Below are 24,967 nucleotides of genomic sequence, written 5' to 3' on the forward strand. Positions count from 1 at the left end.
GCAGGTCAGGCGGCGTCGCCGGCCTTGTCCTTGGCCGCATAGACCCGGACAGGTTCCTTGCGGCCTTCGACCACGTCCTTGTCGATGTGAACTTCGTCGACGCCATCCATCGACGGCAGGTCGAACATCGTGTCGAGGAGGATTCCTTCGAGAATGGAACGAAGGCCGCGAGCCCCCGTCTTCCGATCGATCGCCTTCTTCGCAACAGAATGGAGGGCGTCGTCGGTGAACTCGAGCTCGACGTCTTCCATGTCGAACAGCTTCGCATATTGCTTCACCAGCGCGTTCTTCGGCTCGACGAGAATCTTGACGAGCGCTTCTTCGTCCAGGTCCATCAGCGTGGCGATCACCGGCAGGCGGCCGATGAACTCGGGGATCAGGCCGAACTTCAGCAGATCCTCAGGCTCGCAATGCTTCAGCGTCTCGCCCGTCTTGCGCTCTTCCGGAGCGGCAACATGCGCACCGAAGCCCATCGACTTGCCTTGCATGCGGTCGTCGATGATCTTCTCGAGGCCCGCGAAGGCGCCGCCGCAGATGAACAGGATGTTCGTCGTATCGACCTGCAGGAATTCCTGTTGCGGGTGCTTGCGCCCACCTTGCGGAGGAACACTCGCGGTCGTTCCTTCCATCAGCTTCAGCAACGCCTGCTGGACGCCCTCGCCCGAAACGTCGCGCGTGATGGACGGATTGTCCGACTTACGGCTGATCTTGTCGATCTCGTCGATGTAGACGATGCCCCGCTGCGCCTTCTCGACATTGTAGTCGGAGGCTTGCAGCAGCTTCAGGATGATGTTCTCGACGTCCTCGCCGACGTAGCCCGCCTCGGTCAGCGTCGTTGCGTCAGCCATGGTGAAGGGCACGTCGAGAATGCGCGCGAGGGTCTGCGCAAGCAATGTCTTGCCGCAGCCCGTCGGCCCGATCAGCAGGATGTTGGACTTGGCGAGCTCGACCTCGTTGCCCGTTTTCGATCCGTGGGCAAGGCGCTTGTAGTGATTGTGAACGGCGACCGAGAGAACGCGCTTGGCCCGATCCTGGCCGATTACATAATCGTCGAGGACCTTGCAGATCTCGGAGGGAGTCGGAACGCCGTCCCGCGTCTTGACGAGCGCGGACTTGGACTCTTCACGGATGATGTCGTTGCAGAGTTCGACGCATTCATCGCAGATGAACACGGTCGGGCCGGCGATGAGCTTGCGGACTTCGTGCTGCGACTTGCCGCAGAACGAGCAGTAAAGTGTGCTTTTGCTATCGCCGCCTGAAAGCTTGGTCATTCGTGTCCTTGCATCCCGGCCTTTAACGACCGTCTCTCATGGGCATGCTAGCCCGCTTTATGCCACAATCAACTCTGCCGGAGTCTTAACGCCGCCCCGCGAAAGATTGCTCCTTTAGTTTCAGGAATATGGATGGCGTTGGGACGAGTAGCAAGGGACTCTGGCGTCGCGGTAACCTTACCATGTCCCAAGATAGGGCGAGGAACGTGGCTCTCCGGCCAGGCGTTTAACCACCGGAAGCCGACCTTCCCCGTTGCGTAAGCGTACAGGGGGCCAAAAGGAGCTCCACCATGAGGAAAATCGTCACGTTGATTGGCGCCAGCGCATTTGCGCTCGGGCCGGCCATAGGTGCCCAGCCGGCGCCTGGAAGCATTTCGCCCCACCATCAAACAGGTCAGCAAGTTGGCGACCAGGTCCCGGATGGCCTGGAATGCGACGAAGGCGGCACCCCGCCCAGCCAGTCAGGCCGTGAGCCCGGTCCTGGATCGCCATTCCAGGAGGACAGCATCTCGGGCGACCATTATGCGGGCAATCGGGACGGCATCAACAACAAGAACACGGCATCCGTGTCGCAGTATGACATAGCGTGTTTCAGGGGCCCGGATACTCACTGACCGCTGACGGCGGCCACGGCCTCCCGCATGGCTAGTTGGAAATCGGATCGGGCGTAAATGTCGTTGTGGCCAGCGCCCGCGATGGTGCGGTCGAAGACCAGGTTCTTTACCTGGTGGCGCAGCGCGTCCGTACGCTCGCCCGAGATGAGCTCGTCGCGTTCGCCTGCAATGATCGCGACGAGCGCCTCGGCATCGCGAAGCGGCGTCGCCGCGTCGATCTCGTGCCGGAAGAATGGACCGATCGGGAGCCAAGGGTACATCCCCTGGGCGACCGCCTTCAGCGAATCGAACGGTGTGACCAGCACCAGGCCATCCAGCGGACGCCGGGCGGCCAGTTGGGCCGCTACGCCCGTGCCAATGCTGAATCCCACGGCGATGATGCGACGGGGCTTCAGCCGTTCGACCGCAAAGTCATAGAGAAGCGGAGCGTCCGCGATGAGCGTGTCTGCCGAGGGCGAACCCGTGGACGGCCTGTACCCGCGATAGTGGAATGCCGCGACCCCGTGGTCCGGGAGGACTTCGTGCAGATATTCCGCGACGTCCTGCGCGTTCCAAGCATTCCCGCCGAAGCCGAGGATCAGGTCGGGCGCTCCGCTGGGCGCCCGTTCAGGCGGAATATATACTCCGGACAGCTTGTGACCATCGATCTCAAGTGCAAGCCGTTCTGCGTCGCGAGGTAACGGCCCGGCCTTCGGCACCGCATGCGTCGGAAAGATCAGGCTGTCCTGGAAATCAAACATTGAAAGCACGATTGGGAGGGGCTGCGCAGGTAATTAGCGCGCGAAAGCCGCGTCGATGGCCGGAGTGACACGATCCACGGTGTAGGGCTTTTCAATGACTGGCGCGTCGTCGAACTCGGGCGGAGGCGGATCGACATGCCCGCCGGTCGCGATCACGAACGGGACGTTCTTCTCGCGCAGGCGCGTTGCTACCGGCCAGACATTCTCGCCCTTCAGGTTCACGTCCAGAATCGCGAGATCGAAGCCGCCCTTCTCGACCTCGTCGAGCGCGCAGCGGACATTGTCGCAGGTATTGCGAACAGTGTGACCGAGCGACCCGAGGAAATCCTCGAGCATCATCGCGATCAACGGTTCGTCCTCGACAATGAGGATTGAACGCCCCTCAGCCATCGGATGGGAGATAGTTGCGCAATGCGAACGAGGAAAGAGCCTATTTCGCCGTAAGGGTTCGTTTCGCCGCCTCAGCGAGTTCCTGCACCGAAAACGGCTTGGGCAGAAAGCTCACATTATCGACGTCGATCGAGTTCCGGAGCTGCTCCTCCGCATAACCCGACATGAACAATATCTTCAGCTCCGGCCAGCTCTTGCGCGCCTCGGCGACCATCGTCGGACCATCCATGCCGGGCATCACAACATCGCTGATAAGAAGGTCGATCTGTTCCCCGCCTTCCAGGACTTCGAGTGCTCCCTCGCCATTCTCGGCGGTGATGACCTTGTAGCCGTGACGCGTCAGCGCTCGCTCGGCCACGGCCCGAACCATAGGCTCGTCCTCCACCAGCAGGACGGTGCCGCTGCCCCACAGCTCGCTCTCTTTGTCCTTGGATGTTTGCCGTGATTTGGCGGCGGACTCTTCCTCGTGGTGGACCGGCAGATAGATCACGAAACGAGTGCCATCGCCGACTTTCGAATCGGCGAAGATGAATCCGCCGGACTGCTTCACGATTCCGTATACGGTCGACAGTCCCAGCCCCGTGCCCTTCCCCACTTCCTTGGTTGTGAAGAAAGGCTCGAAGATCTTGCCGAGCACGCTCGGCGCAATTCCGCAGCCCGTGTCCGTGACGGAAAGCGCAGTGTAGTCGTCGACGGGAAGAATGTCGGAGCCGAGCTCCGCCACCTGGTTTGCCTTTACCGAATAGGTCTGGATGGTGAGCGTGCCTCGCCCTTTCCCTTCCATGGCGTCGCGCGCGTTTACGGCGAGGTTGATGATGACCTGTTCGAGCTGGCCAGGGTCGGCCCGCACGGGGCCGAGGTTGCGGCCGTGCTTGACGACCAGCTCGACCGTTTCCCCAAGCAACCGCTTCAACAGATGCGAGACTTCGGAGACGACGTCCGGAAGCTGCACGACTTGTGGCCGGAGCGTCTGCTGCCTGGAAAAGGCGAGAAGCTGACGCGTCAGGCCGGCAGCGCGGTTTGAGTTCGACTTGATCTGCTGGATGTCATCATAATCGCTGTCGCCGGGAGTATGACGCATCAGCATGAGGTCGCAGTGGCCGATGATCGCCGTGAGGATGTTGTTGAAGTCGTGCGCGACACCCCCGGCGAGCTGACCGACCACCTGCATCTTGGTTGCTTGCGCGACCTGCCGCTTGAGCTTCGCTTCCTCGCTATTGTCTTTCAGGAGAAGCAGGACCGAAGCTTCACCTAGCCCGCGAAGGCCGGCGATGGTCAGCGCAACCGGCTCCGATGCCTGCCGAGAGAGACGGACTGCGAGGTCTCCCGACATGGCCGGACCGCGAGCATTACGGCGTACAGCATCGGCTACCGCGGCCTTGTCTTCCTTGACGACGAGGTCCCCGGGATAGACCGGGAGCGAATTGCCCTTCACCCCCGCGGCCTGACTGAAGGCCTGGTTCATGGTCAGGAAGCGTCCGTCCCGGTCTACCAGCGCCAGTCCGACCGGCAATACGTCGAGGAGGGCCTGAAGGTTAGTGGACTGGTTGGTAGGGCCATCCTGGTTTTCAAACAGGATGAACATGCCCGCTCCACTTTCCGGGACCCCATCGAGGGGCAAGTGGACCAGTCGAAGGGGCTGCGCATGTTCGCCTTCGATGGTGAGGCGGACCTGCTGGTCGCCAGCGCGCTGCACAAGATGGGCGAAGATCGCCTCCCGGCGCTGTTCGCCCTCCATCGCCCTGCCGAAGAACAATCGATTGGCGCCGAGGACCACGCCCTCATTGTCGACTACAGCGGCAAGCACGCCCGCGGCCGACAGTCGCTCGCCCTCCAGGCCCTGTGCCTGTCTCACAGCGACGCTCAACGGATCGACGGCAGCAGTCGGCTGGGGAAAACGCCATAGGAGCAACTCACCGGTCGACCCCACGCGCTCGACCTCAACGGGACAGGTGCCGGAGCTCGTCGCGACTCCTGCGACGCAGCCGCCGCCGTCGCGCCAGGCCATGTTCCTTGCGACAGCCAAAGCTTCACGCCCGTCATCATCGGTCGCAAGTAGGAGCGGTTGTTTTGTTGCTCCAAATCGCTCGCGATATGCCGCATTGGCTATCAGCAGGGAGCCTTCCGGACTGGTCAGCGCGGCGGGTTCCTTCAAAAGGCCTAGCGCTGACCCGACCAAGGCGTAGTCCGGGCCTACGGCGAGCTCTGCGCCGCCTAGGACCGGAGCCGAAGGCCTCGCCAACGCGACACCGGCGGCCGCAACGCCCAGAATTACCGCGCCGGCTGCGATCAGCGGAAAGCCAATCAACAGGATCACGAGACCAAGGGAAATCCCTGCGGCCATCAGGATGGCCGGGATCAGCCAGCGCTCCCATCCCGCCGGTGCGGCGGTATCGAGTGAAGGGAGCGCCGGCTGCAACATCAGGAAACGACTGTTACCAGATTCGCACGCGATCCGCAGGGGCGAGGTACAGCTTTTGCCCCGCCTGCACGCCAAATGCGTTGTACCACGGGTCCATATTACGGACGATGCTCGCGCGCTGCTCCGAGGGCGAGTGCGGGTCGGTCAGGAGCCGCTGCCGGAGGTTCGGCTCACGATAGTTACGGCGCCACACCTGCGCCCATCCGTAGTAGAAACGCTGATCGCCCGTCGTCCCGTCGATCACCGGTGGTTCCTTTCCACCGAGCGAAGCGATGTATGCATCATGGGCAACGGTCAGGCCGGCGAGATCGGCGACGTTCTCACCCATGGTCAGCTTGCCGTTCACATGAAGGCCCGGAAGCGGCTCATAGGCATTATACTGCTGCTCGAGCTTGTCGAGGCGCGCGGTGAACGCCTTCGTATCGCCCGGCGTCCACCAGTCGATCAGTTGGCCCTTCGAGTCATATTTGGCGCCCTGGTCGTCGAAGTGGTGGCTGAGCTCGTGGCCGATCACCGCACCGATGCCGCCGTAATTCACGGCCGGGTCGGCGTTCGGATCGAAGAATGGCGGCTGAAGGATCGCAGCCGGGAAGACGATCTCGACCATCCCGAAATTGGCGTAGGCGTTGATTTCCATGGGGGTCATTCCCCACTCCCAGCGCCGGATCGCGCCGCCAAGCTTGCCGATCTGGTATTCGTGCTCGAAGCGCGCCGACCGCATCGCATTGCCGAGCACGTCGTTGCGGTCGACCTGCAGACCGCTCATGTCGCGCCATTGCGAGGGATATCCGATCTTCGGCGTGAAGGCGGCGAGCTTCGCGTGCGCCTTCACCTTCGTCTCCGGCGCCATCCACTCGAGCTGGTCGATACGACGGTCCATCGCCGCGATGACGTTGCGAACGAGCTCATCTGCTGCGGCCTTGGTCTCGGGCGGGAAGTATTTCGCGACGTAAAGCCTACTGACGTCATCCCCGAGTGTGTTCGTGGTGAAAGTGACAGCCCTCTTCCAACGGTCCTCCTGCTGAGGCGTGCCTGAGAGAGCCGTCCCGAAGAAGGAAAAGCTTTCATTGTCGAAAGACTGCGGCAGGTAATCGGAATAAGTATCCAGCGACCTTACGAGCAGCTGATCCTTGAGAACCTGGACCGGCGTCTTGCCGATGAGAGCCGCGATGCCCTTGAAGGCGCTTGGCTGCGCGACGATGACATTGTTCTCGTTGATGCCGGCGCCCTTCAGGAACGCGCCGAAATCATAGCCCCGCGCCATCTTGTCGAGCTGCGCGACCGTCATCTTGTTGTAGGTCTTGTTCGCGTCGCGACTATCGGTCTTTGTCCAGTGAACGCGCGCGATCCCGGTCTCGAAATAGAGAATAGCCTTGGCCCGCGCCGCCGCGTTCTTCTCCCCAGCCAGATTCAGCATGTTCGTCAAATGCTGAAGATACTTGGCGCGCGTCTCCGCGAGCTTGGCGTCCTTCGAGAGATAATAATCGCGGTCCGGCATTCCGATTCCGGCCTGGAACATCGTCGGAGAATAATTGTCGGGCGCCTTGTCGTCCTGCCCGATGAAGACGCCAACCGGCCCGCTGATTCCGAGCCGATCCGCTTCCGCATAAAGGCTCGCCAAGTCATTCTTCGACTGAAGCCCGCGAACCTGGTTGAGCCAGGGCTCGAACGGCGCAAGCCCCTTCGCATCGATCGCCGCCTGGTCCATGAAGCTGGCATAGGCGGCGCCGATCTTGCTGTTGGGATCCTTCGATTGCTCCTCGATCAGCCCGCGAGTGCGCTCGCGCGACAGGTCATCGAGGATATTGAACGAACCGTAGTTGGACTTGTCGGCCGGGATCGGCGTGCTCTTCGCCCAAGTGCCGTTTGCGAACTGATAGAAATTGTCCCCGGGCGCAAAGCTGCGATCCATGCCGCCGGTGTCGAACCCGTAAGTTCCATATTGCGGCTTCGGGCTCTCGGGCACCGGAGCCACGGGTGGAACGGTTTCGGCCTGAACAGGCGGCGGCGGAACCTCCGCGGGCGCCGTAGCGCAGCCGGCAAGAGCCGTCGTTGCAGCCAAAACAACAATCAATTTAGTCATTTAGTCACCCTCCACGAATCTCTTCCATGCGACAGCACCGGAGCGCAATCGGTTGCCAGAAGCAACCGACAAGGCGCCGTGAGAAGCCGACGAACGGTCATGCGCTGCGCCTCAGCAACCGCTGCTGCTCGCGCTTCCAATCCCGTTCCTTCACGGTCTCGCGCTTGTCATGCACTTTTTTGCCGCGAGCGAGCGCGAGTTCGACCTTTGCGCGGCCGCGGCTGTTGAAATAGATCGACAGCGGAACCAGCGTGAGCCCCTGTCGGGTCACAGCCCCGTTGAGCCTGCCGATCTCCCGGGCTTTGAGGAGGAGCTTTCGCGGGCGGCGCGGCTCATGATTCAATCGGTTGCCGTGGCTATACTCAGGGATATGGCTGTTGATCAGCCAGATTTCGTCGCCTTCGACGGCAGCGTAGCTCTCCGCAATCGACCCTTCGCCATGGCGAAGCGACTTCACTTCCGTGCCTGAAAGCTGGATGCCCGCCTCAAACCGGTCCTCGATGAAATAGTCGAAGCGTGCGCGCCGGTTCTCGGCCACGACCTTTGCTTTATCGAAGGGAGCTGGGAGCGGTTTCGTCATCGCGGTTTATGCCAGGCCGGCATGCTCCAGCGCGGCGTCGACGGCGCTGCGCGACGCTTCCGACGGTCCAACGAGCGGCAGGCGCACGTCAGTGGGGAATCCTGGCCGAACCCGCGACAGCGCATATTTCACCGGGCCTGGAGATGCGTCGGTGAACAAGGCGGTGTGCAGAGGATAGAGCTTGTCCTGAAGATTGAGCGCCTCGTCCCAGCGACCCTCCCTCATAGCTGCCTGGAATTGGGAGCAGAGCTTGGGTGCGACGTTGGCAGTCACGGAGATGCAGCCGACACCGCCCATTGCATTGAAGGCAAGTGCAGTCTCGTCGTTGCCGCTAAGCTGAACGAAACCCTGTCCGCAAGCGAGGCGCTGCGCAGTAACCCTGCCGAGATTGCCGGTAGCGTCCTTCACTCCGACGATATTCGGCAGCTTCGCGATCTCTGCGAGTGTCTCGACCGAAATATCGACCACGGCCCGCCCGGGAATATTGTAGACGATGATCGGCAGCGCCGATGCCTGCGACAACGCCTTGAACGCCGCGATCATACCGGCCTGGCTCGGCCGATTGTAATATCCCATCACGATCAGCGCCGCGTCTGCACCGACCTCCTTGGCCGCATGAAGATATTCGATCGCGTGGTCGACATTGTTGCTACCGCAACCGGCGATCACCGGCGCACGCCCTCCCGAAACCTCAACCGTCAGCTCAATGACCCGGCGCTGCTCGGCCGCGCTCATCGTCGCGCTTTCTCCAGTGGTTCCACAGGGCACCAGCGCATTGCTGCCATCGGAGATTTGCCATTCGACGAGCTCGCGAAATGTGTCCTCCGCGACACGGCCGCCTGAAAATGGCGTCACCAGCGCCGGAATCGAGCCGGAAAACATGAACTTATCTCCTCGATGAGGCGTTTTTCTGTGGACAACCCAGGCTGCGTTCATTGCCTGATAAGGAGCGGGGGCGGACGATGTCCAGCATGTGGCGCGTTGCTGTGATACCTCCGCTTCTCCTGGCGATCTCCGCGTCTAGCTCGGCGCAATATTCGGCGGCGCCGCCAAGCCCCGCCCCAGCCCAGGTTTATGCCGCTCCAGCAATCGCGAATTCGCTGAGCGAGTGGCGCAACTTGCGGCAGAGCAGCGGCTATCGATTCTCAGACTATGCGCATTTCCTGATCTTCAACCCCGATTGGCCTGAAGAGACCAAGCTGCGCCGCTGGGCGGAGCGCGCGATGCAGCCCGGAGAGAATGGCCCCACGGTCATCGCCTTTTTCGCCAATGATAAACCGGCGGCCGGCAATGGATGGGCGCGGCTCGCGGACGCCTATGCGGCGAGCGCCCGCATGACCGAGGCGCTACAGGCGGCACGGGAAGCCTGGGCATCCGACGACCTCAGCGCGACCGACGAACAGGCGATCTGGTCGCGGTACGGAAGCAGTTTCACGTACGCTGACCACGATCGCCGAACAGATGCCTTGCTGTTCGCCAAGGACGCACAGGACGCGGCGCGTTTTGTGCCGATGACTAGCCCGGGACGGCGCGCTGCCTTCGCTGCACGCGTGGCGATGCTCTCGGGTGCGGCCAACGCAGACGCGCTTTATTCAACGGTGATCGGGACGGTGACCAACGACGCGGGCCTGATGATGGACCGTGCGCGGTATCTGCGCGGCAAGGGCTATACTGGGGCTGCTCGGGACTTGGCTGCACGATCCCACAATTTCACCTACAGGCCGTCAGACCCCGAGCGCTTCTACGACATGCTTCTTGTTCTCGCGAACGAAGCTGCGCAGGCGAGGCAATGGCAGGCGGCGTACAATATCGCTCGTCAGCTCGACGACGTGCTGCCGGTTGGTGCCCTTGTTCCGGATCAATCGCTGGGCGTCCGCGACAATTACACCAGCCTGGCCTGGCTTGCCGGATCCGTCGCACTCGACCGTACGGGTAATTATCCCGGCGCCATCGCGATGTTCGACCGCTATGCGCGCGCCGGCCGCTCCCTCCAGGTGCAGACCAAGGGCTATTATTGGTCGGGTCGCGCAGCGCTCGCCGCGCACCGCATCCAGGACGCCAACGGCTATTTTCAGCGAGCCGCGTCCTATCCTGAGCTTTTCTACGGCCAGCTCGCGCTCGAGCGGCTCGGTCGATCGGTCACTCCGCCGCAGCAAGCGGTGGCGAGCTATACATCGACGCCGGCGCAGCGCGCGGCTTTCTACAACGGGCGGCTCGTCCAAGCGACGCGCATGATCGCGCAACGGGGCAATGCGACGGAGCGGGCGCAATTCGTCAGAGCGCTGTCGGAGTCTCTGGATAACGACGCCGAACGTGCCCTCGCTGTGGAGCTTGGACAGCAGATTTCGCGACCTGATCTCGCCGTCTGGGTTGCGCGCTCGGCAAGGATCAAGGGGTCGATGTTCTACGTCCGTCAGGCGTTCCCAAGCCTGCCCGCGCAGGTGTCGGGCGATCTGTGGTCGCTCGCTCACGGGATTTCGCGCCAGGAAAGCTCCTTCGATCCATACGCAATCAGTCACGCCGGCGCGCGCGGCATGATGCAGCTGATGCCAGGAACCGCCCGCGAACAAGCCGGGAAGATGGGCGTCGGCTACGACGGGACGCGGCTTTATACGGACGCCAATTACAACGTGATGCTCGGCTCGGCCTACTTCCGCCGCATGCTGAACATGTGGGACGGAAACGTTCCCCTTGCGGTCGCCAGCTACAATGCGGGCTACGGCAATGTCCGCAAATGGGTGAACGCTTATGGCGATCCGCGCGGCGGCGTCGACGTCCTCAAGTGGATAGAGGCGATCCCCTACGTCGAGACCAAGGCGTATGTGCAGCGGGTCATCGAGAACAGCGTGGTCTACGATTCGCTGCGCTCCACCTCGCAGCAGCAGCAAGCTTTCCACGTATCTCGCTATCTGGGGAAGAGCCGACCAGGCTGATACTTCCTAACTATGAGCGATTCGCGGCCGCGCTTCATTACTCCGCAGGGCTTCGCGCGCGTCCGCGCCGAATATGACGAGCTATTCGGAATCGAGAGGCCGAAGCTCGTTGAGACAATCGCCTGGGCAGCCGCCAACGGCGACCGCTCGGAAAATGGCGATTACATCTACGGGCGCAAGCGTCTTCGCGAGATCGACAGGAGGCTCGCCTACCTCGGCAAGGTCATGAAGACGGCAAAGGTAGTTGACCCCTCCGCGCAAGAGTCGAGAGATCAGGTGCGCTTCGGCGCGACCGTCGAGCTGGCCGACGAAGACGACAATCGCCGACAGCTGACGTTGGTAGGCGACGATGAGGCCGACGCCTCGTCTGGGAAGATCGGCTGGAGCGCTCCGCTCGCGCGGGCCCTCATCGGGGCGAAAGTCGGTGACGAAAGGATCGTCCGCCTGCCATCCGGTGAAAAGAGCTACGAGGTCTTGCGGATCGCCTATCCCGCCTAGGCGGCGCGGCCCGAAGCGTCGATCACATGCGGAGGCTCTGACGGCATCGCCTCGGCCCACGCATCGGCGATCGCGGACAAGGCCGCGATCGAGGCCGCCTTTTCATCATTGGCATCGATCATCCGCCAGGGCGACCAGCGCGTGTCGGAATTGGCGCGCAACTCATCGAGGGCGTGACCATAGGCCACCTCTCCCACGCTTACTGCCTCATCCCCGCGCCGCATTCGGGCCCATGGGTGCTCGGCGCGTTCATCCAGGCGTGCCTTTTGCTCGTCCGCTCCGACGTCGAAATAGAGCTTTACGATCAAGGTGCCGTAGTCGCGCTGCTGCGCTTCGAACTCGTTGATCTCATCGAAGGCGCGAGCGATCGACTGCTCGTCGACGCGACCGAGGATGCGATCCTCCAGGACGCGGCGATACCAGCTCCGGAAGAAGATGGCGGTATTCCCCGCGACGGGAAGCTGGCGCCAGAAGCGGGCCAGCCAATGTCCTTCGGCGGCTTCGCGACGATCGTAGGTCGTGCAGTGCACTGCGTAGTGACAGGGATCGAACGCCGCAGCGAGCTGCCTGAGCGCAAACTTCTTCCCGGCGCCCTGGGGGCCTTCGAACAGGATTATCGCTCTGCGGCCGTGCGCGATCTGGGGCTGCTGAAGCTCGAACAAATGCTCCCGCAGCGCGGCAAGCGCCGAGACATGGTCGCCGTCTTTGGCAATCGGTGTGCGAACCCCCACCCGGCTACATCTAGCCAAGGGGCTGAATCGCGACAATCGCGCTTCGGAATCGCGTGCCGAAATGGGTCAGATGTGGCGCGTGCGCCACTCAGTGGGCTCAACTCGGGTGGACGATCTTGATGTGGAGCTCCTTCAGCTGCTTCGGATAGACCTCTGCAGGAGCGTTCATCATCAGGTCCTCGGCCTTCTGGTTCATCGGGAAGAGGATAACCTCCCGGATGTTCGGCTCGTCCGCCAGCAGCATGACGATGCGGTCGATGCCCGGCGCGGAGCCGCCGTGCGGCGGAGCGCCGAACTTGAAGGCGTTGATCATGCCCGAGAAGTTCGTGTCGACCTCGTCCCGCGTGTAGCCGGCGATCTCGAACGCCTTGTACATGATGTCCGGGCGGTGGTTTCGGATGGCGCCCGAACTCAGCTCGACCCCATTGCAGACGATGTCATATTGCCACGCGAGGATATCGAGCGGGTCTTTCGTCGTCAGCGCTTCCATCTCGCCTTGCGGCATCGAAAAAGGATTGTGGGAGAAGTCGATCTTCTTCTGCTCGTCGTTATATTCGAACATGGGGAAGTCGACGATCCAGCAGAAGCGGAACGAGCCCTTCTCGATCAGGTCCAGCTGTTCGCCGACACGAGCTCGAGCGGCGCCTGCTAATTTGGCCGCATCCTCTTCCTTGCCCGCCGCGAAGAAGATGCCGTCATCGGGCCCGAGAGCCATGGCTTCCGCAATGCGGTTCATGCCGTCTTCGCCGTGGTTCTTGGCGATCGGCCCGCCCCACTCGCCGCCCTTGCGGGTCGCATAGCCCAGACCGGCGAAGCCCTCGCTCCTTGCCCACTCGTTCATGTCGTCGAAGAACTTGCGGCTCTTCTCGGCGGTGCCGGGTGCAGGAACGGCGCGAACGACGGCGCCCTTCTCAACGAGCCCGGCGAAGAGTCCGAATCCGGATCCTTTGAAATGGTCCGAGACGTCGGTGATGAGCAGCGGGTTGCGAAGGTCCGGCTTGTCCGAGCCATATTTCAGCAGCGCTTCCTTGTACGGAATACGGGGATATTCGCCGGCAGGCGTCACCGAGCGGCCGTCGGCAAACTCCTGAAAGACGCCCGACAGCACTGGCTCGATCGCGTTGAAGACGTCGTCCTGCGTGACGAAGCTCATCTCGAAATCAAGCTGATAGAATTCGCCGGGGCTGCGGTCTGCCCGGGCGTCCTCGTCGCGGAAGCAAGGCGCTATCTGGAAGTAGCGATCGAAGCCCGCGACCATGATCAGCTGCTTGAACATCTGCGGCGCCTGCGGAAGCGCATAGAATTTGCCCGGATGCACGCGGCTTGGAACGAGGTAGTCGCGGGCGCCTTCCGGCGAACTCGCCGTAAGGATCGGCGTCTGGAATTCGGTGAAGCCCTGGTCGATCATGCGCCGCCGGATCGAGCTGATCACCGACGAGCGCAGGATAATGTTGCGGTGCACCTGCTCCCGGCGAAGATCCAGGTAGCGATATTTGAGCCTGATTTCCTCGGGATAGTCGGCCTCGCCGGCTACCGGCATCGGCAGCTCAGCGGCTTCAGACTGGACCGTCACGCTTTTCGCGAAGACCTCGATCTCGCCGGTCGAGAGGTTGGCGTTGGTCGTGCCCTCGGCGCGCGCCTTCACATTGCCTTCGATGGTGACGACCGATTCGACGCGAAGGCGATCGAGCACGGGAAGCGCGGGGCTGTCGGTATCAGCCACGACCTGCGTGATTCCGTAATGATCCCTCAGATCGATGAACAGCACGCCGCCATGGTCGCGCTTGCGATGGACCCAACCGGACAGGCGGACCGTCTCGCCAACATTGCTTTGGCGCAGTTCGGCGCAGGTGTGGGTGCGATAGGCGTGCATGATGAAGCTTGTGCTCTCTGTAATTCGGAAAATGGCTGGAAAAGCGCGCGCCGCGCTTCACTGGCGAGAAGCTTTTTGTCAACCCGCGAGGGCGGGGCTATGGGCCTTTACAAGAACATGCGTATCCACCCGTTGATTACCAAGTCCGAGGACCTCAAGGCCCTCGTCGACCGTCTTTCGCAGCACCCGTTCGTCGCCGTGGACACCGAGTTCATGCGCGAGAATACCTACTGGCCCGATCTGTGCCTCATTCAGGTTGCGAGCAGCGATGAAGCTGCGGCTATCGATCCCAAGGCCGACATCGATCTGAAGCCCCTGCTCGACTTGTTCGTGAAGAATGAGGACGTGCTGAAAGTCTTTCATGCGGGCGGTCAGGATCTGGAGATCATCCACAACCTGACGGGCAAGGTGCCGCACCCTTTGTTCGACACACAGATCGCGGCAATGGCGCTCGGCCATGGCGAGCAGGTGGGATATTCCAACCTGATCGAAAGCCTGCTCGGACATAGCTTAGACAAGGGAGCTCGGTTTACCGACTGGGGCCGCAGACCTCTGGACAAGCGCCAGATCGACTATGCGATCGCGGACGTGACCCATCTGGCCACGGTGTTCCCGCGCATGGTCGAAAAGCTGAAGAAGACTGGCCGGGGCGCCTGGCTCGATGAGGAGATGGAGCGCCTCGCCGATCCTTCGACGTTCGCTTTTCCTCCGGAAGACGCCTGGAAGCGCCTCAAGCTGCCGAGCCGCAATCCGGTCGTGCTGGGCCGGCTCAAAGTCGTCGCCGCATGGCGGGAGACCGAAGCCCGTTCCAAGAACCTGCCCCGCGGCCGGATAGTCAAGGACGACACGCTTAGTGAAATCGTGCTTCACCCGCCAAAGTCACAGGACGATCTCAGCCGGATCCGCGGACTTTCCGCCGGATGGAAAACGAACGACATCGGAGCTCGCCTGATGACCGCCATCGAAGGCGCGACGCCGCTCGATCAAGGTGAGATGCCCGACCGCGAGCCGCGCCGTCCTGGCCTCACGAAGGACGCCGCGCTTGTCAGCGACCTTTTGAAGCTGCTGCTCAAGATCCGCGCCAAGGAGAGTGGAGTTGCCGCACGGCTCATCGCGCGCTCCGACGATCTCGAGGCTCTGGCGGCGGGAGTTCGGAAGAACCTCAGCATCCTCAGTGGCTGGCGCTACGAGCAGTTCGGCAAGGATGCCCTCGACCTCGTTGAAGGCCGGCTGGCCTTCGCCATCGAGAATGGAAAGCTGAAAATGAGCCGGGTTGTCAGCGAGAAGCGTGAGGAGCGCGTCCATGCGTAACTGGTTGCTTTTGGCGCCCTTGTTGCTCGCCAGCTGCGCCGCCAGCGAGAATAAGAACCCAGGACTGGATCAGCTGCCGCCGGGCTCGGCCTGTACGTCGACCGCTCTGGATTCCTTCGTCGGTCAGCCGGCAAGCGCCGATCTCGGTGCGCGAATGTTGGCGGCATCGCACGCGAGCAAGCTGCGTTGGGTTCCTTTTGGTGCCGTCATCATGATGGACTTCAGCCCAATGCGCCTGACCGTCCGCCTGGATCAGCAAAACCGGGTGGCTTCGGCGACCTGCGGCTAAGCCGCCTCGCCAATCATACTATTCTCGATCAGCGCGCGGCGGATTGTAGGTAGGCTGAGCCTGGCGCGTTCGGCGATCGCGAATCGGTCCACGGCCTCAACGGCGCGTTCGGCAGTCCAATAGTCGCGATGGAGACGCTCGCTCATGAAGCGCAACGCATCGGCCGGCACATGTAGACCCCGATCGGCGAAGAAAAGCTGGATCAGCCCCGAGAAGAGCATGTCGTCGGGATGATCTATGCGCGCGACCGGCGTAACTGCGAGCCGCGTCTTCAGATCAGGCAGTCGCGGCGACCATGCCGGCGGCGCTTGATCCGCGACCATCACCAAAGGATGCCCGCTGTCCTGCGCCTGGTTCCACGCATGGAACAGCTCTTCTTCGTCTCGCTGCTCGGCCTCGTCGAACAGCCGACCACCTACCCTTTCGGCAAAGGTGCGCGCCAATAACGTACGGCCGGAACGCCTTGGACCGATCAGGATCGTCGATTTGACCGGCCAAAGGCTCCACTTGCGAAAGTGCTCGAAGGCCTCCCGATTCGCTTCGCTGACGATGAAGCGGGCGTCGCCTTCGCTTTGCGGCCAGTCGAGCGGGAGCGCGATCTGGTCGTGACCGCGGTTCATTCGGCCCCGGAAACCTGGTTCGACGCGGGCGGCGGCTGCGCCGGTGTGGACGGAGGCGGCGCTTGTGGCGCGGGCGGCTGCGGAATCGGCGGCGGCTTTTCGGAACCGGAGCGTACCCGAACCACCGTTCCAGATGCCTCCGCGACCCACCCACGGGCGCTCAGCGCGGCAGCCAGGCTGGAAATGCCCCCGCGGTATGAGACCAGCACGTAGCTCGTGCCACCCGGATTGATCTGCTGCGGCGTGGCCGATTCGATCCCCGGCAGGGTCCGAAGGTGGGCCATGGCGAAATTGTACATGTTCACGTCGCCGCTGATCTGCACCTGATAGGCATTGGCCGGCGCCGCGACTGCCGCGACCGGCGCTTCCAACGGAAGCTCGAGCACTGGGGGCGGAGGAAGATCGAGCGACGAATCGCGCACGAGCATGCCGGCAGCGAGCGCATTGCCGAAAAGCTCATCCATGCGCCGCACGCCTTCGGCCATCATCTGAGGCAAGGCATCGCTGTTTGCGGCCGTCAGGGTGAATCCTCCAACAATCTCATTGTCGGGACCGTGACGGGCGATGAACCGCGCGCGAGCCGGTCCGCCCGGATAGAGCCGCTGAACCTGCACCTCCGCGACGAGGATATCGGCGGCGCCATAATAATCGATGATGTTGCGCCACCAGCCTCGTCCGGGCCGGATCGTTTGGGAAGCGTTGACCAACATCGGATCGGCACCAAGGCCGCTCACTCGAACGTAATCGATCGGGCTCTGGGACGTGCGGAACTGCGCCCAGGCCCGCTGCCACGCATTCCTTAGCTCCACGCTCGTCGAAGTCCCGGCGGTCACCGTGATCGGGATAAGCAGCATCGGAACGGAACGCTGCACTTCGCCGCCTTCGACGCCGAGGTACTGCGCTGCCCGCGCGCGATCGAACAATATGCCCAGATCCGCGATGTAGCGGTTGGGACCGATCTGCTCACGCTCGACATTGATCGAGCTCACGATGTCATCGAGCGTGGCGTCCGGCAGGTTCGGGGCCTCTTGCGGGGGTACGCCGCGCATCTTTGCGTACAGCATGCGGAAACCTTGTCGCTGAGCGACCCGCCAGCCGGCGAAGCGGGCCGATTGGGCATCCGGTCCGCCCACATCGACATGGATGCCGGTGATTTCGAGCGTTCCCGAGCTGTCGATCGGCAGAATGCCGCGATCCGCCGTCTCGAGCTGAGCGTACAGCGCGCCGGCAAGACCGAGCGTCAGGAGCAAGAGCAGAAGAGAGACGGCAAGTCGGCGGCGGAGCATTCGCTGCGCCTTTTGGCGACAACGGCGTGGAAATCCAAGCGGCTTGTCTCTAGTGCGCGCGTTCAATGAGCCAAAAGCCCCTCACTTACGCCGATGCGGGCGTATCGATCGACGCCGGCAATGCCCTGGTGAAGGCCATAGCACCGCTTGCAAAATCCACATCGCGCCCCGGCGCGGACGTGCAACTGGGCGGCTTCGGCGGTTTCTTCGATGTAAAGAGTGCCGGCTATCGCGACCCCCTGCTTGTCGCAGCCAACGACGGGGTCGGCACAAAGCTGAAGCTGGCGATCGAAACCGGTCGCCACGATGGCGTGGGGATCGACCTGGTCGCGATGTGCGCCAACGATCTCATCGTTCAGGGCGCTGAGCCTTTGTTCTTCCTCGATTATTTCGCGACCGGCAGACTCGATAACGATGTCGCGACCAAGGTTGTGGCCTCTATCGCAGAGGGATGCCGCCAGGCTGGCTGCGCCCTGATCGGGGGCGAGACCGCCGAAATGCCGGGGATGTATGCGGACGGCGACTACGACCTCGCCGGGTTCTGCGTAGGCGCCGTTGAACGGGAAAAGGTGCTGACGGGCGACAGCATCTGCCCTGGTGACGTCGTTCTTGGGCTCGCCAGCTCAGGTGTCCACAGCAACGGCTTTTCGCTCGTCCGCCGAATCATCGCTGACCGCGGGTGGGATTTGACGCAAAGCCTTCCTTCACACGACGGACGCAGCCTTGGCGAGACATTGCTTACGCCAACCCGAATCTACGTTCGCTCACTTCTAGCCCTAGTCCAGCAAGGCCGCATCAAGGGACTTGCGCATATTACCGGTGGCGGAATTCTAGAGAATATTCCGAGAGTTCTGCCGGATTCCTGCCATGCAGTGATCGAAACATCCTCTTGGGACCTGCCGACGATATTCGGGATGCTGCAAGAAGGCGGTCGGATTGCTCCACAGGAGATGGCGCGAACCTTCAACTGCGGGATCGGCATGGCCGTGATCGCGGATGTGGACGAGGTCGACCATGTCAAAGCGTCCCTCGAAAGCGCCGGTGAAGTGGTCTACCGGATCGGCCGTATCGACGAAGGGCAGCGCGGCTGCACGGTAACCGGCGGTCGGAATTGGAATTCTTCAGAGGACTGGTCCGCAATCCATCATGCGTGATCCGCGGCGCGTCGGGATCCTGATTTCGGGGCGCGGGAGCAACATGCGCGCGCTCGTCGAAAATGCGATTTCCTACGAGGTGGCCCTCGTCGTTTCGAACAAACCGCGAGCACCGGGCCTCGAATGGGCCCGCGCCCATGGCCTTCCCACCTGGTCACAGGACAGCAAGGGCGCCGAGAAGGAGGCGTATGATCGCGTGGTCAGCGCGGTCCTCGATGAGCAGTCGGTCGGCACGATCGCCTTAGCGGGATTCATGAGGATCCTGTCGCCGTGGTTCGTGGAGGAATGGCGGGGACGAATCGTCAACATCCACCCTTCCCTGCTGCCTAAATATCGCGGCCTGGACACACACGCTCGTGCGATCGACGCCGGCGACAAGATTGCGGGCTGTTCCGTGCACATCGTCACTGACGAGCTCGATGCAGGAGAAGTCCTCGGACAGACCGAAGTGCCGATCGAACCGGGTGAAACCCCTGCAAGCCTCGAGCAGCGCGTTCTTTTGGCGGAGCATGCGCTATATCCGCGGCTCTTGAACGAGTTCGTCTGCCGATGATCGACGCCCTGCAAATCGTCCGCGAGACTGCGTTGGCTCTTCCCGAAACGGAGGAGCGTGCCTCGCATGGGCAACCGACCTTCTTCGTGGCCGGCAAACAATTCGCGCAGTTTCGAGACAACCACCATGGCGACGGGAAGACGGTGGTTTGTGTGCGCACGAGCAGCCTCGATGAGCAGGCGACCCTGCTAGATGCGGCGCCGGAAGTTTATTCCAAGCCAGCCTACCTCGGCTCGTCGGGTTGGGTGTCCGTGAACCTGGCTGGCCCGGCCGTCGACTGGAGCCATGTGGTCGACCGCATTTCCCAGAGCTGGGAGATGGCGGCACCACAAAGACTGCTTGAAGCGGGCGGAAGGTAGCGATTACTGTTCGGGTTAACTCGGGGATCAACGGAGAACCGTCATGATCCTTACCCTCTTGATTCTTGCCAATGCCGCCAATGCCGAATTGCCCATGCCGAGCTTTCTCGCCGGATGTTGGGAGGAAAAGCGTACCGACGGCTGGACCGAAGAATGCTGGACGAGCGCCCGAGGCGGACTGATGATCGGGTCCGGCCGCGACGGCGCAGCCGACAGCGTGCGCCACTGGGAGTGGATGCGCATTCAAAAGACAGCCGATGGGTCGGTGACGCTCTACGGATCGCCCAAAGGGGCGACCCCGGTCGCATTCCAGGCGACAGCAAGCGACGGTCGGTCAATCACCTTCCTGAACGCGAGTCATGATTACCCGCAGCGCGTTACTTACCGGCTGACCGAGTCCGGGCTTCGCGCCGAAATCTCGCTCGCAGACGGAAGCAGGCCCAACCGCTGGAATTACCAGCGGCCAGACCGTCCCTCGGCAGATTAACCGACGATCTCGTCGGGGCTGAAGAAGAAGTCGATTTCGATCTTCGCGTTCTCGTCGCTGTCGGAACCGTGCACCGAATTGGCTTCGATCGATTCCGCGTAGGTCTTGCGAATCGTGCCCTCGTCGGCCTGGGCGGGGTTTGTGGCGCCCATAACCTGTCGATTGCGTGCGACAGCGTCTTCACCCTCAAGCACCTGCACGACGACAGGACCTGACGTCATGAAGTCACACAGGTCGTTGTAGAAGGGCCGCTCCTTGTGGACCGCGTAAAAGCCCTCGGCCTGGTCGCGCGTCATGTGGATGCGCTTCGAGGCGACGACGCGGAGGCCCGCCTCTTCCAGCATCTTCGTGACCGCGCCGGTAAGGTTGCGGCGGGTGGCGTCGGGCTTGATGATCGAAAAGGTGCGCGTCACGGCCATGACCGGGCGATCTCCTGCTGGTGGTTTGGATGGAATTTGGTGCGCCGCCTAGCGGCGAGCGCGCCCGGCGGCAAGCCTCAGGCCTTCTTCACCCACTTGCCGTCTTCCTGCGCCCAATATCGTCTCTCAACCCCTTCGCGCCCTGCCAGCAACTTCCAGGCCAAACGGGCCGCTTCCAGCGTCGCGGCGTCGAACAGGTAGAATGCGCGGTCATAAGCCAGGGCGGCCTCTCGCCACTGACCATCGGCGATGAGCATGTTCCGTGCGAGATTCGGAGCATCGGGGCTTGTCGAGAGCAGGATGGGTTGGCGCGCGTCCTCTGCCCCGCCCGCTAGTCCATGCGGCAGGAAGCTTGTCGGTGCCTGGTCCCAGAGCATCCGATCGAGGCGCGCGAGAACACCCTCGTCTTCGGCGACGACGAGAAGCCGTCCGTCCTGCGAGAGCAGCTTCTCTGCGATGCTGGCGATGATTTGCTCGACCGGACTTGAGCCTAGTTGATAAAAATCCACGAGCATCGCCAGCCTGCCTGGTCAGGCCTCGATCACGTCTTCCACATATTGATCGAGCAGCCGGACGCCGAAACCCGTCGCGCCTTTTTCGCGGTCGTGACTGGCTTTGTCGGACCAGGCCTTGCCGGCCATGTCGATATGCGCCCACTGCACACCGTTATCGATAAAACGCTGGATGAACTGGGCCGCGGTAATGGACCCGCCCTCGCGTGGGCCGACGTTCTTCATGTCGGCGATCGGAGAGTCGATCAGACGGTCGAAGACGTCTCCCATCGGCATCCGCCACAACTTGTCGCCGGACGTGTCGCCCGCCTTCGTCAGCTTGGCAGCAAGATCTTCATTGTTCGAGAACAACCCGGCATATTCATGCCCCAGGCTGATGAGGATCGCGCCAGTCAGGGTCGCGAGATCGACGATGGTCGAAGGCTTATAGGTACGCTCGACGTAAGTGATGGCGTCGGCGAGGACAAGACGCCCTTCAGCGTCGGTATTGATCACTTCGACGCTCTGGCCCGACATGGTTGTTACCACGTCGCCTGGCCGTTGCGCTGTTCCGGACGGCATGTTCTCGACCAGTCCGCAGATGCCGACGATGTTCGCCTTCGCCTTGCGCCTGGCCAATGTCTTGAGGGCGCCCGCGACGGCCCCGGCGCCGCCCATGTCCCACTTCATCGCTTCCATGCCGGCGGCGGGCTTGATCGAGATTCCGCCCGTGTCGAACGTCACGCCCTTGCCGACGAATGCGGTCGGCGCACCGTCTGAGCCGCTGCCGTTCCAGCGCAGGATGAGGAGGCGCGGATCGCGCGCCGATCCCTGCGCGACGCCGAGCAGGGCGCCCATCCCGAGCTTCTCCATCTGGGCGCGATCCAGCACTTCAATCTCAACGCCCGTCCCATCGAGCGACGCTTGAACGCGCTCAACGAAGCTTTCTGGATAAATGATGTTCGCGGGTTCGGTGACCAGCTCACGGGTCAGCGCAACTCCGTCCAGCACCGGCTCCCAGCGAGACCGGTACCGATCTTCGGCCCCTTCGCCGGCGCCAACGATCGTCACCTCGGCAAGCGTGGGCTTCTGCTTTTCCTTGAGCGTGGTCCGGTAGCGATCATAACGCCAGGCACGTAGCGCGGCGCCAAGAGCGACCCGGGCAGCGCCGTCCGCATCATAATTCAGACCCGTAAGATCGATAACCGCCGCGGTTTCACCGGAGGTGAGCAGCCGCGCGACGGCGTTGCCGCCGAGCTTTTCTGCCGACGCCGGGGAATTCCCGTTCTTCTCGAGACCCAGAACGACAATCCGGCGTCCGCCCTGAAAATGCTCGGCCGCGCTGGCGGCATCACCTTCGAACCGCTGCCTGCTGAGGGCATCGCGCAGCTCACCGCCCAGGTTGCGAACGGATTCGGCGTCGGGGCCCGTTGCGGGCACGACAAGCGCGAAATTTCCGTCTGGAAGGCGGTCGGCAAAGCGGATTTTCATGAAAGGGTCCTCGAAACAAAACGGATTTGCAGGCGGCCTTTAAGCTGCGGGTGGCGCCTTGGCAAAACCTCGGTGATTGTCGGCAAACGGGTGAGGCTATAGGCACGAGAGTCGAAGCCAGTCGGATGAGCGGGACAAACTGAGTTGCGGAGATCATTTGCCTGGTGGATTGCCTTGCCGGTCGCGGCTGCGTCAGCTGCGGTCGCCAACGCGCAGACGATCGCTCCCGCGCCTCAAGCAGCCCCGGCTGCCACCGAGCCCGTGATCGAGTTCAGCGCCGACGCGGTCACTTACGACAGCAACTCGGATGTCGTGACCGCCACTGGCGCAGTGCGCATGGAGCGCGAAGGCAATTACCTCGCGGCGGATGAGGTGGTCTGGAACCGGAACAGCGGCGAAGTGCGCGCCCTCGGCAACGTCGTCATCCTCACTCCGGAAGGCGACAAGCTGGTCGGGGAAAATGTCGTCCTGACCGACACGCTTCGGGACGGCACCGTCGACAACCTGCTGGTCGTCCTTGATAGTGGGGGAAGGATCGCGGCTGCGCGGGGCACGAGGTCGGGAAGAGTCACGACCCTCGAAAACGCGATTTACTCGCCATGCCCGGTCACCACCGAGAGCGGCTGCCCGAGGCGGCCGAGCTGGTCGATTACCGCGGCGCGCGTCTTAAATGACCCGAGCCAGGAGCGAGTACGCTTTGAGGGTGGGCGCCTCCAGCTATTGGGCATCACGCTGCCCCTGCTGCCTGTCTTCTCATTCGGAACCGGAACGAACGGCGATTCCGGTTGGCTGACGCCGGACTTCAGTCTGTCGACGAAGAAGGGCCTCGAGGTCGCTGTGCCATATCACTGGCAAATCGCCCCTAATCGAGACTTCACCGTCACCCCTCACCTCTACACGGGCGTGTGGCCGGCGCTCGAAGCCAAGTACCGCCAGCTGGACGAGATCGGCGCCTTTCAAATTGGCGGTTTCGTCACCTACGGTGAAATCGAAAGCGCCGATCCGACCGCGACAGACGAAGCGAACGACCGAGGCATTCGGGCCTATTTCGAAGCCAATGGCCGTGCGCAGCTCGATCCGTACTGGAGCATCACGAGCTCGCTTCGCGTAGCGACCGACAAGACCGTGACCCGGCGTTACGACATCACGCGCGACGACCGGCTTCGCAACGTCATCAATGTCGAGCGGATCAGCCCAAATTCGTACATCACAATTGCCGGCTGGGCCTTCCAGGGGCTGAGGTCCACCGACGAGCAGGACCGCATTCCCTTCGCCCTGCCCGCCATCGACGCCCATTTCCGCTTGCCCAACCCGGTGGCCGGCGGCCGCGTCGAGATCCAGGCAAACAGCCTCTCTATCCTGCGCATCGACGGCCAGGACACGCAGCGGGCGTTCGCGAGCGCGCGCTGGGACCTGCGCCGGCTGACACCTTGGGGCCAGGAGCTGACATTGACCGGCTACGCTCGCGGTGACGTCTATCACACCGATGAGGTCAACGAGACGGCGGTCGCAATCTATCGCGGCACCGAAGGATGGCACACGCGAGGCATCGGAGCTCTCGCCGCCGACTTGAAATGGCCCCTGATCGGTCCGGCATTGGGTGGGACGCAGCGGCTCGTGCCCCGCCTGCAGGTCGTGCTCACTCCGCCGACCGAGAATCTGGAAATCCCCAACGAAGATGCGCGCTCCATCGACCTCGAGGACAGCAACCTCTTCGCCCTGAACCGTTTCCCCGGTTACGACCGCTGGGAGGACGGGTCCCGTGTCACCTATGGATTCGATTGGGCGCTGGACCGTCCAAAACTATCGATCATGACCACAATCGGGCAAAGCTATCGGATCACCACGAGACAAATATTCCCAGAAGGCACTGGTCTTACAGACCGTTTCTCAGATATCGTGGGAAGAACGCGCATCCGCTATGGGCGCCTCATCGACATCACGCACCGCTTCCGCCTGGACAAGGACAATCTTGCGGTTCGCCGCAATGAGGTCGACCTGACCTTGGGCAGCGAGCAAACCTACGTGCAGGTCGGATATTTGCGCCTGAACCGCGATATCGACCCCCTGATCGAAGACCTCCGGGACAAGGAGGAGCTCCGGCTCGCCGGGCGAATCCTGTTCCACCGCTACTGGTCAATCTTCGGAGCGACCGTCATCGACCTCACCAGCCAGCGCGAGGATCCTCTCTCCACCACCGACGGATTCAACCCGGTGAGGCACCGTCTGGGGCTTACCTACGAGGATGAATGTCTGGAGCTTGGCGTCTCGTGGCGCCGCGACTATGAGGACTTCGGCACCTTCCGCAAAGGAAGTACCTTCGCCCTCCGCTTCTCGCTGAAAGGACTCGGTCGCTAAGGCTGCGTTCAGCG

At 62.4% G+C, this 24,967-nt stretch carries 24 protein-coding genes; 10 read left to right on the forward strand and 14 right to left on the reverse strand.

Annotation, left to right across the window (positions count from 1 at the left end; genetic code table 11):
• Positions 1–5: 5 nt before the first annotated feature.
• Positions 6–1,271, reverse strand: coding sequence for an ATP-dependent Clp protease ATP-binding subunit ClpX (clpX, locus tag LZ538_RS10905; RefSeq protein WP_249832034.1), 1,266 nt, complete (start codon positions 1,269–1,271; stop codon positions 6–8).
• A gap of 290 nt (positions 1,272–1,561) precedes the next feature.
• On the opposite strand from clpX, the gene LZ538_RS10910 reads away from it, so the two are divergent.
• Positions 1,562–1,885, forward strand: coding sequence for a hypothetical protein (locus tag LZ538_RS10910; protein WP_249832035.1), 324 nt, complete (start codon positions 1,562–1,564; stop codon positions 1,883–1,885).
• Here the strand turns inward: LZ538_RS10910 and LZ538_RS10915 are convergent.
• The 6 genes from LZ538_RS10915 to dapA form a co-directional block, all read right to left on the reverse strand.
• Positions 1,879–2,625 (reverse strand): alpha/beta hydrolase, encoded by a 747-nt coding sequence (locus LZ538_RS10915; protein ID WP_249832036.1) that lies wholly within the window; start codon positions 2,623–2,625, stop codon positions 1,879–1,881. The two genes, LZ538_RS10910 and LZ538_RS10915, sit on opposite strands and share 7 nt — an antisense overlap.
• 33 nt (positions 2,626–2,658) lie before the next feature.
• Positions 2,659–3,015 (reverse strand): response regulator, encoded by a 357-nt coding sequence (locus tag LZ538_RS10920; RefSeq protein WP_249832037.1) that lies wholly within the window; start codon positions 3,013–3,015, stop codon positions 2,659–2,661.
• A gap of 40 nt (positions 3,016–3,055) precedes the next feature.
• A complete protein-coding gene (locus LZ538_RS10925; RefSeq protein ID WP_430741975.1) occupies positions 3,056–5,437 on the reverse strand; it encodes a hybrid sensor histidine kinase/response regulator in 2,382 nt (793 codons plus the stop codon).
• A gap of 13 nt (positions 5,438–5,450) precedes the next feature.
• Positions 5,451–7,520 (reverse strand): M13 family metallopeptidase, encoded by a 2,070-nt coding sequence (locus LZ538_RS10930; RefSeq protein ID WP_249832038.1) that lies wholly within the window; start codon positions 7,518–7,520, stop codon positions 5,451–5,453.
• A 97-nt stretch (positions 7,521–7,617) separates the two neighbouring features.
• A complete protein-coding gene (gene smpB, locus LZ538_RS10935; RefSeq protein ID WP_249832039.1) occupies positions 7,618–8,100 on the reverse strand; it encodes an SsrA-binding protein SmpB in 483 nt (160 codons plus the stop codon).
• A 6-nt stretch (positions 8,101–8,106) separates the two neighbouring features.
• The gene (gene dapA, locus LZ538_RS10940; protein WP_249832040.1) at positions 8,107–8,982 is read right to left on the reverse strand and encodes a 4-hydroxy-tetrahydrodipicolinate synthase; all 876 of its coding nucleotides are present in this window, start codon (positions 8,980–8,982) and stop codon (positions 8,107–8,109) included.
• Positions 8,983–9,062: 80 nt separating this feature from the next.
• Between dapA and LZ538_RS10945 the strand changes: the two genes are divergently transcribed.
• Positions 9,063–11,033 carry a lytic transglycosylase domain-containing protein gene (locus tag LZ538_RS10945; protein ID WP_249832041.1) on the forward strand — a complete coding sequence of 657 codons (1,971 nt, stop codon included), beginning with the start codon at positions 9,063–9,065 and terminating at the stop codon, positions 11,031–11,033.
• A 12-nt stretch (positions 11,034–11,045) separates the two neighbouring features.
• Complete coding sequence (greB, locus tag LZ538_RS10950) at positions 11,046–11,531, forward strand: transcription elongation factor GreB (protein WP_249832042.1); 486 nt, start codon at positions 11,046–11,048, stop codon at positions 11,529–11,531.
• On the opposite strand, the gene LZ538_RS10955 is transcribed toward greB, so the two are convergent.
• On the reverse strand, positions 11,528–12,262 hold the full coding sequence (locus tag LZ538_RS10955; RefSeq protein ID WP_249832043.1) for a polyphosphate kinase 2 family protein: 735 nt from the start codon (positions 12,260–12,262) through the stop codon (positions 11,528–11,530). The two genes, greB and LZ538_RS10955, sit on opposite strands and share 4 nt — an antisense overlap.
• 97 nt (positions 12,263–12,359) lie before the next feature.
• Positions 12,360–14,135 carry an aspartate--tRNA ligase gene (gene aspS, locus LZ538_RS10960; protein WP_249832044.1) on the reverse strand — a complete coding sequence of 592 codons (1,776 nt, stop codon included), beginning with the start codon at positions 14,133–14,135 and terminating at the stop codon, positions 12,360–12,362.
• Between the two features lie 117 nt (positions 14,136–14,252).
• On the opposite strand from aspS, the gene rnd reads away from it, so the two are divergent.
• Positions 14,253–15,446, forward strand: a complete 1,194-nt coding sequence (rnd, locus tag LZ538_RS10965) for a ribonuclease D (protein ID WP_249832217.1) — start codon at positions 14,253–14,255, stop codon at positions 15,444–15,446.
• Positions 15,439–15,735, forward strand: coding sequence for an I78 family peptidase inhibitor (locus LZ538_RS10970; protein ID WP_249832045.1), 297 nt, complete (start codon positions 15,439–15,441; stop codon positions 15,733–15,735). Before rnd ends, LZ538_RS10970 begins: the two co-directional genes overlap by 8 nt.
• On the opposite strand, the gene LZ538_RS10975 is transcribed toward LZ538_RS10970, so the two are convergent.
• Together LZ538_RS10975 and LZ538_RS10980 are read right to left on the reverse strand one after the other, a co-directional pair.
• On the reverse strand, positions 15,732–16,355 hold the full coding sequence (locus LZ538_RS10975; RefSeq protein ID WP_249832046.1) for a P-loop NTPase family protein: 624 nt from the start codon (positions 16,353–16,355) through the stop codon (positions 15,732–15,734). The genes LZ538_RS10970 and LZ538_RS10975 overlap by 4 nt on opposite strands.
• The gene (locus tag LZ538_RS10980) at positions 16,352–17,641 is read right to left on the reverse strand and encodes a heavy-metal-associated domain-containing protein (protein WP_249832047.1); all 1,290 of its coding nucleotides are present in this window, start codon (positions 17,639–17,641) and stop codon (positions 16,352–16,354) included. Before LZ538_RS10980 ends, LZ538_RS10975 begins: the two co-directional genes overlap by 4 nt.
• Positions 17,642–17,706: 65 nt before the next feature.
• Between LZ538_RS10980 and purM the strand changes: the two genes are divergently transcribed.
• From purM to LZ538_RS11000, 4 genes are read left to right on the forward strand one after another with little or no spacing between them, the layout of a single operon-like run.
• Positions 17,707–18,795, forward strand: coding sequence for a phosphoribosylformylglycinamidine cyclo-ligase (purM, locus tag LZ538_RS10985; RefSeq protein ID WP_249832048.1), 1,089 nt, complete (start codon positions 17,707–17,709; stop codon positions 18,793–18,795).
• Entirely contained in the window at positions 18,788–19,348 is a 561-nt protein-coding gene (gene purN / locus LZ538_RS10990) for a phosphoribosylglycinamide formyltransferase (RefSeq protein ID WP_249832049.1), read from the forward strand. Before purM ends, purN begins: the two co-directional genes overlap by 8 nt.
• Complete coding sequence (locus LZ538_RS10995; protein ID WP_249832050.1) at positions 19,345–19,707, forward strand: MmcQ/YjbR family DNA-binding protein; 363 nt, start codon at positions 19,345–19,347, stop codon at positions 19,705–19,707. The genes purN and LZ538_RS10995 overlap by 4 nt, the downstream gene beginning before the upstream one ends.
• A 43-nt stretch (positions 19,708–19,750) precedes the next feature.
• Positions 19,751–20,194: a DUF6265 family protein gene (locus LZ538_RS11000; RefSeq protein WP_249832051.1), complete on the forward strand. Its 444-nt coding sequence runs from the start codon at positions 19,751–19,753 to the stop codon at positions 20,192–20,194.
• Here the strand turns inward: LZ538_RS11000 and ndk are convergent.
• From ndk to LZ538_RS11015, 3 genes are all read right to left on the reverse strand, one after another.
• Positions 20,191–20,613, reverse strand: a complete 423-nt coding sequence (gene ndk / locus LZ538_RS11005; protein WP_249832052.1) for a nucleoside-diphosphate kinase — start codon at positions 20,611–20,613, stop codon at positions 20,191–20,193. The two genes, LZ538_RS11000 and ndk, sit on opposite strands and share 4 nt — an antisense overlap.
• Positions 20,614–20,690: 77 nt before the next feature.
• The gene (locus LZ538_RS11010) at positions 20,691–21,128 is read right to left on the reverse strand and encodes a DNA polymerase III subunit chi (RefSeq protein WP_249832053.1); all 438 of its coding nucleotides are present in this window, start codon (positions 21,126–21,128) and stop codon (positions 20,691–20,693) included.
• A gap of 15 nt (positions 21,129–21,143) precedes the next feature.
• Positions 21,144–22,595: a leucyl aminopeptidase gene (locus tag LZ538_RS11015; protein WP_249832054.1), complete on the reverse strand. Its 1,452-nt coding sequence runs from the start codon at positions 22,593–22,595 to the stop codon at positions 21,144–21,146.
• Between the two features lie 144 nt (positions 22,596–22,739).
• Here LZ538_RS11015 and LZ538_RS11020 point away from each other — a divergent pair, with 144 nt between their 5' ends.
• Positions 22,740–24,953, forward strand: a complete 2,214-nt coding sequence (locus LZ538_RS11020) for an LPS-assembly protein LptD (protein WP_249832055.1) — start codon at positions 22,740–22,742, stop codon at positions 24,951–24,953.
• The last annotated feature ends 14 nt before the right edge of the window (positions 24,954–24,967 follow it).

Source organism: Sphingomonas hankyongi (assembly GCF_023516575.1).
GTDB classification, from domain to species: domain Bacteria; phylum Pseudomonadota; class Alphaproteobacteria; order Sphingomonadales; family Sphingomonadaceae; genus Sphingomicrobium; species Sphingomicrobium hankyongi.